The 16,644-nt window shown below is 65.7% G+C and carries 15 protein-coding genes; 14 read left to right on the plus strand and 1 reads right to left on the minus strand.

Features of this window, described 5'->3' with window-relative positions; genetic code table 11:
* Positions 1–136: 136 nt before the first annotated feature.
* Together ACQR0U_RS10645 and ACQR0U_RS10650 are read left to right on the plus strand one after the other, a co-directional pair.
* On the plus strand, positions 137–829 hold the full coding sequence (locus tag ACQR0U_RS10645) for a TetR/AcrR family transcriptional regulator (RefSeq protein ID WP_315713541.1): 693 nt from the start codon (positions 137–139) through the stop codon (positions 827–829).
* 51 nt (positions 830–880) lie between these two features.
* Positions 881–2,926, plus strand: coding sequence for an acetoacetate--CoA ligase (locus tag ACQR0U_RS10650; protein WP_434843177.1), 2,046 nt, complete (start codon positions 881–883; stop codon positions 2,924–2,926).
* 21 nt (positions 2,927–2,947) lie between these two features.
* Here ACQR0U_RS10650 and ACQR0U_RS10655 read toward each other — a convergent pair whose 3' ends face one another.
* Positions 2,948–3,853, minus strand: a complete 906-nt coding sequence (locus tag ACQR0U_RS10655) for a ribonuclease Z (RefSeq protein WP_434843239.1) — start codon at positions 3,851–3,853, stop codon at positions 2,948–2,950.
* A gap of 232 nt (positions 3,854–4,085) precedes the next feature.
* On the opposite strand from ACQR0U_RS10655, the gene dinB reads away from it, so the two are divergent.
* The 12 genes from dinB (at position 4,086) to kdgD (ending at position 16,620) form a co-directional block, all read left to right on the plus strand.
* Positions 4,086–5,192 (plus strand): DNA polymerase IV, encoded by a 1,107-nt coding sequence (gene dinB / locus ACQR0U_RS10660; protein ID WP_434843178.1) that lies wholly within the window; start codon positions 4,086–4,088, stop codon positions 5,190–5,192.
* A gap of 165 nt (positions 5,193–5,357) precedes the next feature.
* A complete protein-coding gene (locus tag ACQR0U_RS10665) occupies positions 5,358–6,179 on the plus strand; it encodes a chromate resistance protein ChrB domain-containing protein (RefSeq protein ID WP_434843179.1) in 822 nt (273 codons plus the stop codon).
* Positions 6,176–7,567: a chromate efflux transporter gene (gene chrA, locus ACQR0U_RS10670; RefSeq protein ID WP_315752339.1), complete on the plus strand. Its 1,392-nt coding sequence runs from the start codon at positions 6,176–6,178 to the stop codon at positions 7,565–7,567. The genes ACQR0U_RS10665 and chrA overlap by 4 nt, the downstream gene beginning before the upstream one ends.
* A gap of 51 nt (positions 7,568–7,618) precedes the next feature.
* Positions 7,619–8,533: a DUF1259 domain-containing protein gene (locus ACQR0U_RS10675; RefSeq protein WP_316174313.1), complete on the plus strand. Its 915-nt coding sequence runs from the start codon at positions 7,619–7,621 to the stop codon at positions 8,531–8,533.
* Between the two features lie 260 nt (positions 8,534–8,793).
* The gene (locus tag ACQR0U_RS10680) at positions 8,794–9,462 is read left to right on the plus strand and encodes a Crp/Fnr family transcriptional regulator (protein WP_316174377.1); all 669 of its coding nucleotides are present in this window, start codon (positions 8,794–8,796) and stop codon (positions 9,460–9,462) included.
* Positions 9,463–9,550: 88 nt separating this feature from the next.
* Positions 9,551–9,754: a YgaP family membrane protein gene (locus ACQR0U_RS10685; RefSeq protein ID WP_315752337.1), complete on the plus strand. Its 204-nt coding sequence runs from the start codon at positions 9,551–9,553 to the stop codon at positions 9,752–9,754.
* Between the two features lie 70 nt (positions 9,755–9,824).
* Entirely contained in the window at positions 9,825–10,712 is an 888-nt protein-coding gene (locus ACQR0U_RS10690; RefSeq protein WP_434843180.1) for an MBL fold metallo-hydrolase, read from the plus strand.
* A gap of 151 nt (positions 10,713–10,863) precedes the next feature.
* A complete protein-coding gene (locus ACQR0U_RS10695; protein ID WP_434843181.1) occupies positions 10,864–11,211 on the plus strand; it encodes a hypothetical protein in 348 nt (115 codons plus the stop codon).
* Positions 11,212–11,391: 180 nt separating this feature from the next.
* The gene (locus ACQR0U_RS10700; RefSeq protein ID WP_434843182.1) at positions 11,392–13,506 is read left to right on the plus strand and encodes a protein-disulfide reductase DsbD family protein; all 2,115 of its coding nucleotides are present in this window, start codon (positions 11,392–11,394) and stop codon (positions 13,504–13,506) included.
* On the plus strand, positions 13,503–14,141 hold the full coding sequence (locus tag ACQR0U_RS10705) for a DsbA family protein (RefSeq protein WP_434843183.1): 639 nt from the start codon (positions 13,503–13,505) through the stop codon (positions 14,139–14,141). Before ACQR0U_RS10700 ends, ACQR0U_RS10705 begins: the two co-directional genes overlap by 4 nt.
* Positions 14,142–14,638: 497 nt before the next feature.
* A complete protein-coding gene (locus ACQR0U_RS10710; protein ID WP_315713553.1) occupies positions 14,639–15,541 on the plus strand; it encodes a LysR substrate-binding domain-containing protein in 903 nt (300 codons plus the stop codon).
* A gap of 134 nt (positions 15,542–15,675) precedes the next feature.
* Positions 15,676–16,620 carry a 5-dehydro-4-deoxyglucarate dehydratase gene (kdgD, locus tag ACQR0U_RS10715; RefSeq protein ID WP_315825338.1) on the plus strand — a complete coding sequence of 315 codons (945 nt, stop codon included), beginning with the start codon at positions 15,676–15,678 and terminating at the stop codon, positions 16,618–16,620.
* Positions 16,621–16,644 lie beyond the last annotated feature (24 nt).

Below are 16,644 nucleotides of genomic sequence, written 5' to 3' on the forward strand. Positions count from 1 at the left end.
GGTCAAGTTCATTCATTTAGCACTAAATGAAAATGTTGGAAGCCCGAAGTCCTGCTTGACCGGGCGCGCCCACCCCCTCATCGTCAAACACCAACGGCGCCGTTCCTGTCTGCGCCGATCAGGGACCATGGAGAGCATGCCAGCACAGCCGAAATCCGAGGGACGCCGCACGCGCGCGGAACAGCGCGCGACGACGGTGAAGCTGATCCTCGACACCAGCGAGGAGCTGTTCGCGCAGCTCGGCTATTTCGGCGTGACGATCAAGGATGTGGCCGACAGGATGGGCATCCATCCCGCGCTGATCCATTACTACTTCGAGGGCAAGAGGGCGTTGTTCGATGCCGTGTTCGAACGCCGCATGGAATATGCTGTCACGGTGCGCACGGCCGGGCTGGATGCCTACGAGGCCAAGGTCGGAGATCGTCCGACCGTTGAAGGCGCGCTGCGCGCCTATTATGACGGCGCGTTCGACGTCTACGTCAACGAAGAGGACAACTGGCGACACTTCGGCCGCATCTTCGCACAGGTCGCCAACGCGCCGGGCTATGGCGTGGAGATGATGGACACCTATCTCGATCCCATGGTGCTGCGTCTCATCGGGCTGCTGCAGAAGGCGTTGCCCGACGCCACGCCTGAGGACCTGTTCTGGAGCTTCCAGTTCACCTCCGGCGCCTACTCGCTGATCCTGTCACGGACCGGCCGGATCGACCGCCTGTCCGGCGGCCTGTGCAAGTCCGACGATTTCGCCGCGGTCCGCGAGCGGTTCGTGACCTTCATGGCCGGGGGCTTCAACGCGCTCTACAAGCGGCGGAAGCAGAAGTCGAAATGAGCGCCTCTTGGCGTCTCCTGGCCGTACCATGCAAACAAGCCGGAACGAATGATGATAGCTCCCTACGTCCCGCAAATGGCTCTCTATCGGCAATGGCTGAGGGACAATCGCGGCCTCCACTTCGAGAACTTCGAGCAGATGCGGCAATGGTCCATCCGCGACCTCGACGGCTTCTGGCGCAGCATCTGGGACTATTATGACCTGCAGTCGCCGACCGCGTTTTCGACCGTCCTGGGCAAGCGCACGATGCCGGGAGCGGTCTGGTTTCCGGGCGCTTCGGTCAACTACGCCCAGCAAGTCTTTCGTCACGTCGAAGCCGCCGATGCGGCGGGCCTGCCTGCGATCATCAGCAGTCACGAGGACGGCAGGCTCACGGAGACGACCTGGCCCGAGCTCCGGCGAAAGGCAGCCGCCCTGGCGCTGCATCTGCGCGAGCAAGGCATAGCGCCCGGCGACCGGGTCGCCGCCTATCTGCCCAATATACCCGAGGCCATCATCGCGTTTCTCGCTTCGGCGAGCATTGGCGCGATCTGGAGCGTTTGCGCCCCCGACATGGCCGCGCCCGCCGTGATCGACCGGTTCAAGCAGATCGAACCCAAGGTGCTGATCGCCTGCGATGCGGTCACCTATGCCGGCCGCCGGCACGATCGCCGCGGTGTCATCGAGGAGCTGCGCCGGTCGTTGCCGACACTCGGCCACGTCATCCTGCACAGTGACGATGCCGGCGCGCCGGTGAGCGGCGGGGTTCGTCTCTCGGACGTTCTGGCAAGAACGAGCCCTGGCGTCGATGCCTTCGAACCGGAGTGGCTTCCGTTCGATCATCCGCTCTGGATCGTCTACTCGAGCGGCACCACCGGGCTGCCGAAGCCGATCGTGCATGGTCACGGCGGCATCATCATCGTCACGCTGGCCCTGCTCGGGCTGCACAACGACATCGGCTGCTCCTATCAGCCCAATTCGTTCGGCGAGCGCTATCACTGGTACAGCTCGACCGGCTGGATCATGTGGAACAACCAGGTCGGCGCGCTCCTGAACGGGACCACGTGCTGCGTCTTCGACGGCAGCCCCGCCGGGCCGAAGGATCGTCCGGACTGGACCACGCTGTGGCGATTCGTGGCGAATTCGAAATCCACCTTCTTCGGTGCGGGCGCGGCGTTCTTCGCGAGCTGCGTCAAGGCGGAGATCAACCTGACCGACGCGGGCGATCTGTCCCATCTGCGTTGCCTCGGGTCCACCGGCTCGCCGCTCAGCGCCGACACGCAGGCCTGGTTCGATCAGCGGTTCGCGGCGCTGTCGCAGGTCAATGGCAGCCGGGCGCAGGCGCAAATGTGGTGGGCCAACATCTCGGGCGGCACCGATTTCGCCGGCGCCTTCATCGGCGGCAACCGCGAATTGCCGCAGGTGCCCGGAACGATGCAGTGCCGCGTGCTCGGAGCAGCGGTCGAGGCCTTCAACGACCAGGGCCAGCCTGTCATCGGCGAGGTCGGAGAGCTCGTCTGCACCGCGCCGATGCCGTCGATGCCGCTGCGGTTCTGGAACGACGCGGGGAATGTCCGCTATCTCGCGAGCTATTTCGACGCCTTCGAGACGCGCGAGGGCGGGCCGGTCTGGCGGCACGGCGACTGGCTCAAGGTCGATCCGGACGGCTCCTGCGTGATCTATGGCCGCAGCGACGCGACCATCAATCGCCACGGGCTGCGCATGGGGACGAGCGAATTGTACTCGGCCATCGAAGCGCTGCCGGAGATCCTGGATTCGCTGGTCGTCGATCTCGAATATCTCGGCCGAGACAGCTACATGCCGCTGTTCGTGGTGCTGCGCGACGGCGTCGCGCTCGATGCGGCGATGAAGCGGAAGATCAACATGGCGGTGGAAGCCAGCCTGTCGCGACGCTTCGTGCCTGACGACATCTTCGCGGTTGCCGAGATTCCGCGCACGCTGTCCGGCAAGAAGCAGGAGCTCCCGATCAAGAAGCTCCTGCTCGGGCAGCCGCTCGACAAGGTCATCAACCGCGATGCGATGGCCAATCCCGATTGCCTCGACTGGTACATCACGTTCGCCCAGAGCCGTTTGCAGAGCGGCTCAGGGGCGACGTAGCAGACGTACCCGAGCGAGCCGCTAGACCACCAGCCGGTCGAAATCGATCGCGACACGGCTGTCAGGAAAGATCTCCCGCGCCTCGGCGAGGATCTCCTCGTCGGGATAGCGGCCGGAGATGTGGTTCAGGACGAGCTGCCTGACGTTGCTGGACGCCGCCAGCCCGGCGGCCTCCGCGGCCGTCAGGTGGCCGTAGTCGCGAGCCATGGCCGAATCGCGCCGGAGGAAGGTCGCCTCGATCACGAGCATGTCCGCGTCGCGGACGTACTCGTGCAGACCCTCGGTCGTTTCCGCATCGCCGGCGATGACGAGCTTCTTCGCCCCCTGCGGAGGCCCCAGAACATCCTCGGGATCGATGGTTCGGCCGTCCTCCAGCGTGACCGGCCGGCCCTCCGCCAATGCCTTCCGCACGGGCCCATCAGGCACCGCGAGCGCTGCCAGACGATCTGGCTTCAGATGGCGGCGCGCTCGACTCACAAATGCGAAGCCGAAGCTGTCGGTGTCGCGGTGCCGGACGGGAAAGCAGTTGATCATAAACTCGCCGGCGTCGAGAACCTCCCCGCGCCTGAGCGGAACGAGCTCAAGCGAGATCGGCGCGCGGCCCTCGCCCCACAGCCCTGCGAGCATTCGGACCACCACATCGAGCGTGTCGGGGCCGCCGTGGACGCGCATGATGTCAGCGCTCCTGCGCAGCCGCAGGGTGGAAAACAGCCCGGGAATGCCGAGGACATGGTCGAAATGGCCGTGGGTGAGCAGGATCCGATCGAGCCGGCGAAAGCCTGCCCCACTGCGGAGCAGCTGACGCTGGGTCCCCTCGCCGCAATCGACGAGAATGCGATGCCGGCCTGCTCGAACGAGAAGGCCGGGATGATTGCGGTCCGCCGACGGAACGCTCGCCGAGGTCCCCAGGAAAGTGAGCTCGAACATCACAGCTGCTTCAGGCCCATGGTCGCAACGTCGTGAGCGGCTTTGACGGCAGGTCCCGACTGCGTTGCTTCGTCTCGATCACGGTCGGCGATCCCTTCTCATGAGCGTGCTTCCGTCGTCGCCGATTGAAGGCTGAGGGAGACCGACGTCGCAACGTCTTTGTAAGGGACGTTGTTGGCAGCCAGCACTTGGCTGTGCAGACTTCATCGCCGCGCTCTGATAGAGCTTGGCCATGCCAAGCTCCGGCCCGGAACAGGATGGCGCGCCGACGGCCATTCGCAAGATCATCCACATCGACATGGATGCATTCTACGCGTCGGTCGAGCAGCGGGACAATCCCGAGCTGCGCGGCAAGCCCGTGGCCGTCGGGGGATCGCGCGAGCGCGGCGTGGTGGCAGCCGCAAGCTACGAGGCTCGGGCGTTCGGCGTGCGCTCGGCCATGCCGTCGGTGACGGCAAAGCGCCAGTGCCCGCACCTGATCTTCGTCAAGCCGCGCTTCGAGGTCTACAAGGCCATCAGCCAGCAGATCCGCGCCATCTTCGCCGAGCACACGCCGATCATCGAACCTCTGTCGCTGGACGAGGCCTATCTGGACGTCACCGAGAATCTGCAAGGCATCCAGCTGGCACGCGACATCGCCTTGCAGATCCGGGCCAAGATCAAGGCCGAGACCGGACTCAATGCCTCCGCGGGAATCTCCTACAACAAGTTCCTCGCCAAGCTGGCCTCGGACCATCGCAAGCCCAATGGGCAATACGTCATTTCGCCGGAGATGGGTCCGGCCTTTGTGGAGGGGCTGCCGGTCGGCAGGTTTCATGGCATCGGCCCGGCGACCGCAGCGAAATTCAACGCGCTCGGAATTCACACCGGGCTCGACATCCGCAACCAGACCCTGCCCTTCCTCCAGCAGCATTTCGGCAAGGCTGGCCACCACTACTATTGGATCTCGCGCGGCATCGACAATCGTCCGGTCCGAGCCAATCGCATCCGCAAATCAGTCGGCGCCGAAAACACCTTCTCGACCGACCTGACCGACTTCGAGCCGATGCTGGCGGAGCTGCAGCCGCTGATCGACAAGGTCTGGCAGCATTGCGAAGCCAGCGGCAACAGGGGCCGGACGGTCACGCTGAAGGTCAAGTTCGCGGACTTCGAAATCATCACACGCAGCAGGTCCGTCGCCAACCTGGTCGCGAGCCGGGAGGATCTGGCACGCTTGTCCGTCGCGCTGCTTCAGAGCGAGATGCCCCTGGCCAAGCCGGTGCGGCTCCTCGGCGTCTCGCTGTCATCCTTGCAGCAGCAAGACATCGCGGTGGAAGCCCAGCTGCCCCTGCTGATCTGAGGCGGGTCGACCCCAATGGCGACCGCGGCGGTCCCCCGATCGTTCCAGCACAGGGATGGGTTGACAGCCGAACAATCGAGCGCTTTATTCTGCCGCACGGGGATGTGCGATCTCCCCGCGAGGCAACATGCCCAAGAATCGCGTCCTGGTCACCAAGGGCGCAGCATGTCATCATCATACACCTCGATCTCACCCGAAAAATTGTCTCGACTGATCGGCACGGCGACCTCGCCACGGCTCGTCGACGTGCGTGTCGACGAGGATTTCGCCGCCGACCCACGCCTCATCCCCGGCGCCGCCAGGCGCTCCCATCTCGACGTCCAGCAATGGGCACCGAGCTTCACCGGCCAATCGGTTGTCGTGATCTGCCAGAAAGGCAAGAAGCTGAGCGAAGGTACCGCGGCCTGGCTCCGGTGCAGCAACGTCGCAGCCGAGGTCCTCGAGGGCGGCCACGTCGGCTGGACGGAGTCCCAACTCCCGACCGTGCCCGCAGACAGGATTCCCGCGAGGGACGACCGCGGCCGCACCGTCTGGGTCACGCGATCACGTCCCAAGATCGACCGCATCGCCTGTCCATGGCTGATCCGTCGCTTCGTCGACCCTGCAGCGGTCTTCCTGTTCGTGACGCCGGCCGAAGTCGAAGCCGTCGCCGAGCGTTTCCAAGCCACTCCCTTCGACATCGAGAATGTCTTCTGGAGCCACCGCGGCGAGCTTTGCACCTTCGACGTCATGGTCGAGGGGCTCGGTCTGCGGACACCACCCTTGGAACGACTCGCCACGCTGGTGCGGGCCGCGGATACGGCGCGACTTGATCTCTCGCCCGAGGCTCCCGGCCTCCTTGCCGCTTCACTCGGGCTGTCGCGAATGTACGACGACGATCTGGAGCAGTTGAGCGCGGGGCTGCTGCTCTATGATGCCTTCTACCGCTGGTGCCGCGACGCCACGAAGGAGGCGCACAACTGGCCGTCCAGCAAGGTGAAGTCATGACGGACCTCGTAGCATCGCGGAAGCCGGTTGCGGCCGAGCACGCCCATGGCATCTCCTTCAACGACGCGCTTCTCGTGTGGATCCGGGTGGCCTGTCTGAGTTTCGGCGGCCCCGCCGGCCAGATCGCGGTCATGCATCGCATCCTCGTCGAGGAGAAGAACTGGATCTCGGAGAGCCGCTTCCTGCACGCCCTGAACTACTGCATGCTGCTGCCGGGACCCGAGGCGCAGCAGCTTGCGACCTATATCGGCTGGCTGCTGCACCGGACCACCGGCGGCATCGTTGCGGGCACACTTTTCATTCTGCCCGGCATTTTCGCCATCATGGGCCTCAGCTACATCTATGCGGCCTATGGCAATGTCGGCGTCGTCGAAGCCTTGTTCTTCGGCCTCAAGGCGGCCGTGCTGGCGATCGTGATCCAGGCCGTCGTCCGCGTCGGCAAGCGCGCGCTACGCAATCGGATCATGATCGGACTGGCGGCCGCAGCCTTCGTCGCGATCTTCTTCTTCCGCGCGCCGTTTCCGATCATCATCATTGCTGCCGGAGTCATCGGCTTCGTCGCTGCCCGCCTCGGCCGGCCGGAATTCGCAGCCCTCGAACACGGCGGCAAGAACGCCGGTGCGATCGACAGCATGCTCGGCGAAGCCGTGCCGGATCACGTCCGTCCGAACGCTTCGCGCGCGCTGCGCGTGGCGGCCGTCTGGCTCGCGATCTGGCTCGCCCCCGTCTTCGCACTGCTGATCCTGCTCGGGCCGAACGACGTCTTCGGTCAGATCGCTATCTTCTTCAGCAAGATGGCGATGGTGACGTTCGGCGGCGCCTACGCCGTGCTCGCCTACGTCGCGCAACAGGCCGCGGAGTACTATCACTGGGTTGCTCCGCGCGAGATGCTCGACGGCCTCGGCATGGCGGAGACGACTCCCGGTCCCCTGATCATGGTCGTCCAGTTCGTGGGCTTCATGGCCGCGTTCCGCGGGGCGAGCGGGCTGTCTCCCATGCTCGCAGGCACGCTGGGCGGACTGCTGGCGACGTGGGTGACGTTCGCGCCCTGCTTTCTCTGGATCTTCGTCGGCGCGCCCTACATCGAGGCGTTGCGGGGAAACAAGGCGCTCGGCGGCGCGCTCTCGGCCATCACCGCCGCCGTCGTCGGCGTGATTCTCAATCTCTCGATCTGGTTCGCGCTGCACACCCTCTTCCGCGAGACCTTTCCGATCCAGGGATTCGGACTGTCATTCGACGCGCCCCGGCCGATGAGCATCGACCTGCCGGCCGTTGTCCTGTCGGTTGCGGCCGCCACGGCCATTTTCCGCTTCAACGTGGGAATGCTCGTCGTGCTCGCCGCCTCGTGCATCGCGGGCATCCTGATGCGCTTTGCGGGCGTCATCTGAGAGCACGCTGCGACGGAACATGGGGCAGTGCCAGACCAAAAGGAGCGAACGATGAGAAGCACGATCTGGAGTCTGTTGGGCCTCGGCGCCTGCCTCCTCGCACACGGCGCCGGACCGATCGTCTCGACGGCGCGCGCACAGGACATCGATTGGCAGAAGGTCGACGAGACATTGGGCCGGAAGCCGTCCGTGGCGGGAGACGTCCGCCGGTACGGCTTCCCGCGCACCGATCTCGCGGTGACCCTGGACGGCGTAACCATCAGGCCGGCGCTCGCGCTCGGCGGCTGGGTCGCGTTCAAGCCGGCGCATGGCGCCACCATGATCATGGGCGATCTCGTCCTGCTGGAATCAGAGATCAACCCGGTGATGGCGAAGATGATCGCCGGCGGGCTCGAAATCAGCGCCGTGCACAACCATCTGCTCCGCGCGAGCCCAGCAACGTCCTACATGCATGTCGTCGGTCACGGAGATCCGGTCAAACTCGCGTCCGCCATCCGCGACGCCCTCGCCGACAGCAAGACACCGTTGACGGTTGCGGCGTCGCCGACCACGCCGCCACCGGCCATCGATCTCGACACGGCACAGCTCGATCAGATCCTGGCGGTCAAAGGACAGGCCAATGGCGGAGTCTATCAGTTCAGCGTGCCGCGACGCGATCCCATCGTCGAGGGCGGACTATCCTTGTCTCCCGTCGCGGCGATGGGCGTCGCGACGGGCATCAACTTCCAGCCGACCGGCGCAGGCAAGGCCGCCGTCACCGGTGACTTCGTGCTGAGCGGGGAGGAGGTGAACCCCGTGATCCGGACGCTCCGTGCCCACGGCATCGAGGTCACGGCGCTGCATAGTCACATGCTGGACGAACACCCCCGCCTCTTCTTCATGCACTTCTGGGCGAACGATGATGCGATCAAGCTCGCCAAGGGTTTGCGGGCGGCGCTCGACAAGACGGCAAGCACCAAGAGCTAAGAGCAAAGAGCGAGGAAAGGCGCGGTCCGAGAGTGTGCGGGCCTTGCTCTGCCGGCAGGTGCGGCAACCTTTTGGTCTGGCCCACCTGCAACGGCCGCGCATGCGTGAGACGCCGATCGGTGGCAAGGCAACGCGCTGCCGGAGTCCATGCGAGCTCTCTCGTCCGAAGATTGGGGACGGGGGCAGATCCCGTCCCTCGACCCACGCGCGATCCTATGGCAAGTCTGGACGACGCCGATGTGGCGCAGCCGGATGTCGTAATGCCGTCGAAGCAGGACTGGACGCTCGCTTTCCCGCCGTTGCGGCAATTGCCGGAGGAGATCTCCGCGCAGTTGCGCGAGGCCAGCCTCATTGTCGAGCTTCCGGAAGGCAGCCGGATCTTCGGCCCCGGCCAGGCGCCGGACTCCTTCCTGCTGCTGCTGGACGGGACCATCCGCGTGCAGCAGACGTCCGAGTCCGGCCGCGAGATCGTGCTCTACCGCGTCCAGGCAGGCGAGAGCTGCGCGCTGACCACGGCCTGCCTGATGGGTTACGAGGAATACCAGGCCGAGGGCATCGCGGAAACCCGGATCCGTGCCGTGGCGATCCCGCGCGCGCTGTTCGACCGGCTGATCGCCAGCTCGCGCGAATTCCGCCAGTTCGTCTTCACCGCGTTCAGCCGCCGTGTCACCAATCTCTTCCGCATCATCGAGGAAGTCGCGTTCGAGCGGATCGATGTGCGGCTCGCGCAGAAGCTTCTGGATCTCGCCGGGGCGAAGCAGCAGATCGCTGCGACGCATCAGGAGCTCGCCAACGAGCTCGGCAGCGCGCGCGAGGTCATCAGCCGGCAGCTCAATGAATTCGCAAGGCGCGGCTGGTTGCGAATGGCTCGCGGAATCGTCGAGATCACCGACAGACCGGCGCTCGTCCAGCTGGCCCAGCATGGCTAGGAACCGGCGTCTCTTGGTGACTTAGTTACATACCCGCGCAATGTCCCGCTCTATCGTCTGCATCATCGCAAGCCAAAGGGAGCGCGACATGACACAGAACATTGGCAAGATCGACCGGCTGCTCAGGATCATCGTCGGACTCGCCATCCTCAGTCTCACGGTCGTAGGGCCGCACACCTTGTGGGGCCTTCTGGGCCTGATCCCGCTGGGCACCGCACTGATCGGCTGGTGCCCGCCCTACGCGATGCTCGGCATCAATACCTGCGGAACGAAGTCCAATCCGACGTCTTAGACCGTTCTGGACGACAAAACGGGGCGTGGGCGGCGATGCCGCCCCGGAGCCAAATCGTGGAGCAGCAGCCATGTCCTATCCAATCGATCTCGGCGTGCAGCCGAAGGTGGCCGGATTCTTCGATCCTGACACCAGCACGATCAGCTACGTGGTGAAGGACCCGTCATCGCCGTCCTGCGCGATCGTCGATCCCGTCCTCGACATCGACTACGCAGCCGGCCGCATCAGCACCCGCTCCGCCGACATGCTGATCGACTACGTGAAGATCAACGGCCTCAGGCCGGAGTGGCTGATCGAAACGCATGCGCATGCCGACCATCTCTCCGCTGCGCCCTATATCCAGGACAAGCTCGGCGGCAAGATCGGCATCGGCGAACATATCCTGACCGTGCAGGAGACCTTCGGCAAGGTCTTCAACGAGGGCACGGAATTTCGCCGCGACGGCAGCCAGTTCGACCGGCTGTTCAAGGATGGCGACACCTATCAGGTGGGACAGATGACGGCCTTCGTGATGCACACGCCCGGCCATACGCCGGCCTGTGCCACACATGTGATGGGCGATGCTGCTTTCGTCGGCGACACCCTGTTCATGCCGGACGGGGGAACGGCGCGGGCCGACTTTCCAGGCGGCGATGCGCGCACGCTGTACCGCTCGATCCGGAAGATCCTTGAGACGCTGCCGCGCGAGACCCGGCTGTTCATGTGTCATGACTATGCCCCCAACGACCGCGCGGTGCGCTGGGAAACGACCGTCGGCGAGGAGCGACTCCACAACATCCACGCGCGAGACGGGATGACCGAGAACGAGTTCGTCGCGCTCCGCGAGGCCCGCGACAAGACGCTCGGCATGCCGCGCCTGATCATTCCATCACTTCAGGTCAACATCCGCGCAGGACATCTGCCTCCCGCGGACGCGACGGGAAAGACATTCCTGAAGGTACCGATCAACGTACTTTGAGAACCACTCGCTTTGCTCACGCGATGCCGGCTTGGCCGCGAGCTCGCGGTGTCACGAAGATGTCAGTTGCCAGGAGCGGCCGGTCTGCGCGACCAGTCCAAACTGGAGATCTTGATCCAAGATGAGGCGTGCTGATTTCGAGATGCCAGCGATGACACGCCGCCTGATAGCGGCGCTGATCGCGCTCGTCTTGAGTCTGGCGCCTCTGCTCGGAACGTTCGAGGTTGCAACGGCAGACGCCGGCGCCGGTGCCGGTGCGCACCAATGGTCCCGAACGACCACGAGCGCGCCCAAGCCCTGCAGGAAGGCCGTCATCCCGGGCATGATCAACACGTGTCCGTTTGCCGCGGCTGGTCTGACCGCCGTCCCGGCGAGCGACAATCCTGCGGCACAGCCGGTTGCCGCCTCCCGGACGCTGTCCTGGCACGCCTATGATGAGGCGCTGACGACGCAATGCCACGCGTCTTCGCCCTACCGTCCTCCCTGTCGCCACGCCTGACCGTTCCGTGCCCATCGGCTCACGGGCAGCGTAACGCCGTGACTTGAGCGAACGAATATCCAAACATCGATCGCGGGTCACGCGGATCGGCTCGTGGTGCCCGTCTCCAGGCGCGCCCCGCGCCGGATCGCGCGGCGCAAACTGCCACCGCAATGTGCGATCAGCGCGCAGGAGATCATCATGTCCATCCGTCATCTTGGCCGGCTCGCATGGCTGCTCGGCCTGCTCCATCTTGCGGCGACGGCCGCCGCCGCGGGTCAGTTGCGGCCGCAGCCGAACGTCGACACGCGCCTGCTGGTCGGCGACGTCACGCGCGCAGACGGCGGCCCGGCCGCGGCATGGGCCGGACTGGATGTCAGGCTGGATGCAGGCTGGCACACCTATTGGCGCTCACCCGGCGATGCCGGCGCGCCACCCGAATTCGACTGGAGCGGCTCACGCAACGTCGCCGATGTCACCGTCGAATGGCCGGCGCCGAGCCGCTTCAGCGAGCAGGATATCGACACGTTCGGCTACGCTGAGCACGTGCTGTTTCCGTTGCGCGTGCGGCTCGAGGATGGAGCGGCGCCCGCACATCTCACACTGAAAATGGTGCTGTTCGTCTGCTCGGTCATCTGCACCCAGCAGGAGGCCCATCTCGAGGCCGACATCCCCGCCGTCTCGCACCGGCCGAACGATCAGGCGCTGATCGACGAATGGCGGCAGAGCGTCCCCCGCGCGAGTTCGCCCGGGCTCTCCATCACGGCGTTGCGCATCGATCGGCAACCAAAGCCGCATCTGCAGCTCGAGGCGCATGCGACGCCGCCGCTGCACGCGCCCGACGTCTTCCTTGATGGGAACGATGCCGTGTCCGGCGGCCGTCCCCGGGTGAGCCCGATGTCGGACGGCGGCGTACGGATCACCGTGCCGGTGCAAGGCCTCGATCAGGCCGGTCCGGGACAACGCCTGCGGGTCACCCTGGTCGATGGCGACCGATCGATCGAGGCCATGCTTCCGGTGGATGCCGATCAAGCTGCTCGCGCTTCTGCGGCCAAAGCAGCCACACCGGCACCGCGTCCTTCGGCGGCATCGATCTGGGCCATTCTCGGCGTGGCCCTGCTCGGCGGCTTCATCCTCAACTTCATGCCCTGCGTGTTTCCGGTGCTGTCGCTGAAGCTCGTTTCGCTGGTCGATCACGATCCCGCACACGCGCCCTCGCCGCGTCGGGCATTCCTGGCGACGGCCGCCGGCATCGTCGCCTCGTTCGTGACCCTTGCCATCATCCTCTCCGCACTCAAGGCCGCCGGCGCCGAAGTCGGCTGGGGCCTGCAGTTTCAGCAGCCCGCTTTCCTCATCGCGATGATCATCGTGCTCGCGGCATTCGGTGCCAACCTGCTCGGCCTGTTCGAGATCAACCTGCCGTGGTGGATCGCCGGCCGCCTCGGCAACGCTGCGAGCCGCAGGACGATGGCAGGTCATGCCATCAACGGCTTCGTCATGACGCTGCTGGCCACGCCGTGCTCGGCGCCGTTCGTCGGCACCGCCGTCGCTTTCGCGCTGTCGCAGGCCGCGCCGCAGATCTTGCTGGTGTTCACCACGCTCGGGCTCGGCATGGCTGCGCCATATCTGTCTCTCGCCGCGGCGCCGGGCCTTGCCGCACTCTTCCCGCGGCCCGGCCGCTGGATGCTGAAGCTGCGCGCCGTCGCAGCGGCGGCGATGGCGGCGACCGCGCTATGGCTGCTGATCGTGCTCGCCGACGTCAGTGGCTCCCCGACTGCGGCCATCCTCGGCGCTGCGCTGCTCGTGACTGCGCTGATCATGGCGGCGCTCCGCTTCCCGTTGCGGCGAACGATCGCTGGAGCCTGCCTCGCCATCGCGACAGGGCTGGCGCTGGCGGCAGCGACCTACATCAAGACGCCGGACGGAGCGGACCGGGTGGCCGGAATCGCCTGGCAGCCGCTGGTGCCCGCCGAGATCACGGCACAGGTGCGCGCCGGCCATACGGTCTTCGTCGATATCGGCGCCAGTTGGTGCGTCACCTGCAAGGTCAACGAGAAGCTCGTGCTCGACAGCACGGCCGTGCGCAGCCGACTCGCGTCAGGTGTCGTTGCCGTCAAGGCGGACTGGACCTCGCCCAGCGACGCGATCGCGACCTATCTGCGATCCTTCGGCCGCTACGGCCTGCCGTTCAACGTCGTGTTCGGCCCGGGCGCTCCCAACGGCATCCTGCTTCCCGAACTACTGACGTCGCAGATCGTGCTGGACGCCATCGACACCGCATCGACCATCCCTCATCAGGAGAACGACAAGACATGACCACGAAGACCTTTGCCGCATCGATCGCTATGCTGCTGCTGTTGACTGCGGCTATCCTGCCGCTCCAGGCTCGCGCCGAGGACGACGACACCGACATTCTGAGCGAGGCGCGCATCCTGCACGATCCCGCAATCCCTGCTGTCGGAAACGCCGAGGGCGACATCACGATCGTCGAGTATTTCGACTATCAGTGTCCGTATTGCCGCAAGATCAGCCCGGAGCTCGCCAAGGTGGTTCGCGACGACGGTCACGTCCGTCTCGTCTTCAAGGATTGGCCGATCTTCGGCGGCGCCTCGATCTACGCGGCACGCCTCACCCTGGCGGCGAGATATCAGGACAAGTTCGCCGAGGCCCATGAGGCGCTGATCTCGCTCAATGAGAAGCTGTCCGAGGCCAAGGTCGATGCGGCGCTCAGCGGTGCCGGAATCGACCTCGCCCGCGCCAAGGCCGACCTCGCGGCCAAGCGCGCCGACATCGACGCCGTGCTCGCGCGCAACCACGAGCAGGCCACGGGCCTCGGCTTCCGCGGCACGCCGGCCTTCATCATCGGCCATTTCCGCATCCCCGGCGTCCCCAATGCACAGGCTTTCAAGCAGGCCATTGCGGATGCCCGCGCTGCTGCATCCGCCAAGTGAGCAGGCACCTGACGCTCGCCATGGACAGCCGCAGCGCCGCGCCCGCAACGTGCGGCTCAGTAGCTGGCCACAACGGAGAAGGAGATCTCGTTCCGGACGTTTGGGACAGCGGAGCTTCCTGATTCACTTCCGCGATAGGATAGAGTGAGGTCGTGATGGGGTTGGCCGGCACGGTCAGGCCGATCTCGGCCTTGGCGAGGTGGCAGCCGGGGTCGTCGGCCGCGGCATGGCCGGCGATGCGCGGCGCACGCCGCGGGCGTATTGCATTGCAGATGTCAACATGTGCGCGGGCACCACGGCGGCCGGCGACTCGGGATTGCATCATCGCTTCGCTCCGCGCATGACGGCCGCGGCAGGCAGTGGCCCCGCCTGATGCGAACCGCCGAGCTGGGCGCGTCTGCCAAGCCGCGGCCGATGATCCCGCCAACATTCCCACGGCACCCAATCGATGCTACCAAGCCCGCACAATCCGCCGTATCCATGCCGAGGACGCATCGATGTTCGACCTCAACCAGCTGCGCTGCTTCGTCACCGTGGCCGAGGAGCTGCATTTCGGCCGCGCCGCGATCCGGCTCAACATGACGCAGCCGCCGCTGTCGCGGCAGATCCAGGTGCTGGAGCACATCATCGATGCGGTGCTGCTGGAGCGCACCAGCCGCTCGGTCAAGCTGACGCCGGCCGGGCGCAGCTTTTTGCCCGAGGCGCGGCGCATCCTGAAAATGGCCGAGAGCGCCGCCCAGGTGGCGCAGCGCATTGCCAGCGGCAAGAGCGGCTCGCTCAAGATCGGCTTCACCGCGGCCGCGGCTTACAGCTTCCTGCCCGATCTGGTCGCCGCCTGCCGCAGCGAGCTTCCAGAAGCCGATCTGTCGCTGAAGGAAATGGTCTCCGGCGACCAGATCGAGGCGCTGGCCTCCGGCCAGATCGACGCCGGCCTGCTGCGGCCGCCGATCGCGCGCCCCGAATTCGCCACCCGCCGCGTCGTCGCCGAGCCGCTCTGCGCCGCGCTGCCGCGCCGCCATCGTCTCGCCTCCGCCGAGGCCGTGTCGATCCGTGATTTCGACGGCCAGAACTTCATCATGTATTCGCAGACCGAGGCGCGCTATTTCCACGATCTCCTGGTGTCGCAGTTCATGCGTGCAGAGGTGCTGCCCCGCTACGTGCAGCATCTGAGCCAGATCCACTCGATCCTGGCGATGGTGCGCGCCGGCCTCGGGCTTGCGATCGTGCCCGAAGCTGCCTCCAGCCTGAAGATCGCCGATGTCCGGCTGCGGCCGCTGAAGCTGCGCAACCCGACGCCGGCCGAGCTGTTCCTGGTCTGGCGGCGCGATCACGACAATCCGCTGCTGCCGGCACTGGTCGAGCTGGCCGGCAATCTCGCCGTGCAGCACGCGGAAGATTGATATCTGATCCGCATCAATCGATACCGTCATTGGCTTGGACCGGCATCGAACTTGGTCCTACGACATCGCCCGGGGGAATGCGCGCCGGCGCCGGCCGCGCCCGTTCCCAAGGACATTCGTGAAGGACCCGCGCGATGAGCAAGATGACCCCGACGGAAATGGCTGCGAAGATCGGCAGCGGCCTGCTCTCCTTCCCCGTGACGCCGTTCAAGGCCGACTATTCGTTCGACGAGGCCACCTATCGCGCCAACATGGACTGGCTGTGCGGCTATGACGTCGCGGGCCTGTTCGCTGCCGGCGGCACCGGCGAGTTCTTCTCGCTGACCGCGGCCGAGGTGCCGGAGGTGGTCAAGGTCGCGGTCGACGAGACCAAGGGCCGCGTGCCCGTGCTCGCTGGCACCGGCTACGGCACCGCGATCGCGCGCGAGATCGCGATTGGCGCCGAGAAGGCCGGCGCCGACGGCCTCCTGCTGCTGCCGCCCTATCTGATGCATGCCGAGCAGGACGGCCTCGCCGCCCATGTCGAGGCGGTCTGCAAATCGGTCAAGATCGGCGTCATCGTCTACAATCGCGACAACGCCATCCTGCAGCCGGACACCCTGGCACGGCTGTGCGAGCGCTGCCCGAACCTGGTCGGCTACAAGGACGGCATCGGCGACATCGAGCTGATGACCCGTGTCTACACCAGGATGGGCGACCGCCTGACCTATATCGGCGGCCTGCCGACCGCCGAGACCTTCGCCCTGCCCTATCTCGACATGGGCGTGACGACCTACTCCTCGGCCGTGTTCAACTTCGTGCCGGAGTTCGCGACGAACTTCTATGCCGCAGTGCGCAAGCGCGACCACGCCACCATCCAGGCCGGATTGAAGGATTTCATTTTGCCGCTGATCGCGATACGCAACCGCAAGAAGGGCTACGCGGTCTCGATCATCAAGGCCGGCATGAAGGTGATCGGCCGCGATTCCGGCCCTGTCCGCCTGCCGCTGACCGATCTGACCGCGGAGGAGATGGCGGAGCTGACGGCGCTGGTGAAGGCGCTGCCGGGCGCCGTCTCGGCACAGCAGGCGGCGGAGTGATCTTGCTGTCATTCCGGGGCAAGG

This window comes from Bradyrhizobium sp. HKCCYLRH3097 (assembly GCF_051167875.1).
Taxonomy (GTDB): Bacteria; Pseudomonadota; Alphaproteobacteria; order Rhizobiales; family Xanthobacteraceae; genus Bradyrhizobium.

Coding starts and splice junctions, on each gene's coding strand:
- ACQR0U_RS10710 (WP_315713553.1), top strand. CDS start 14,639: ATGTTCGACCTCAACCAGCTGCGCTGCTTCGTCACCGTGGCCGAGGAG.
- ACQR0U_RS10675 (WP_316174313.1), top strand. CDS start 7,619: ATGAGAAGCACGATCTGGAGTCTGTTGGGCCTCGGCGCCTGCCTCCTC.
- ACQR0U_RS10645 (WP_315713541.1), top strand. CDS start 137: ATGCCAGCACAGCCGAAATCCGAGGGACGCCGCACGCGCGCGGAACAG.
- ACQR0U_RS10650 (WP_434843177.1), top strand. CDS start 881: ATGATAGCTCCCTACGTCCCGCAAATGGCTCTCTATCGGCAATGGCTG.
- ACQR0U_RS10700 (WP_434843182.1), top strand. CDS start 11,392: ATGTCCATCCGTCATCTTGGCCGGCTCGCATGGCTGCTCGGCCTGCTC.
- ACQR0U_RS10655 (WP_434843239.1), bottom strand. CDS start 3,853: ATGTTCGAGCTCACTTTCCTGGGGACCTCGGCGAGCGTTCCGTCGGCG.
- ACQR0U_RS10695 (WP_434843181.1), top strand. CDS start 10,864: ATGACACGCCGCCTGATAGCGGCGCTGATCGCGCTCGTCTTGAGTCTG.
- ACQR0U_RS10705 (WP_434843183.1), top strand. CDS start 13,503: ATGACCACGAAGACCTTTGCCGCATCGATCGCTATGCTGCTGCTGTTG.
- ACQR0U_RS10680 (WP_316174377.1), top strand. CDS start 8,794: ATGCCGTCGAAGCAGGACTGGACGCTCGCTTTCCCGCCGTTGCGGCAA.
- ACQR0U_RS10685 (WP_315752337.1), top strand. CDS start 9,551: ATGACACAGAACATTGGCAAGATCGACCGGCTGCTCAGGATCATCGTC.
- chrA (WP_315752339.1), top strand. CDS start 6,176: ATGACGGACCTCGTAGCATCGCGGAAGCCGGTTGCGGCCGAGCACGCC.
- ACQR0U_RS10665 (WP_434843179.1), top strand. CDS start 5,358: ATGTCATCATCATACACCTCGATCTCACCCGAAAAATTGTCTCGACTG.
- ACQR0U_RS10690 (WP_434843180.1), top strand. CDS start 9,825: ATGTCCTATCCAATCGATCTCGGCGTGCAGCCGAAGGTGGCCGGATTC.
- dinB (WP_434843178.1), top strand. CDS start 4,086: ATGCCAAGCTCCGGCCCGGAACAGGATGGCGCGCCGACGGCCATTCGC.
- kdgD (WP_315825338.1), top strand. CDS start 15,676: ATGAGCAAGATGACCCCGACGGAAATGGCTGCGAAGATCGGCAGCGGC.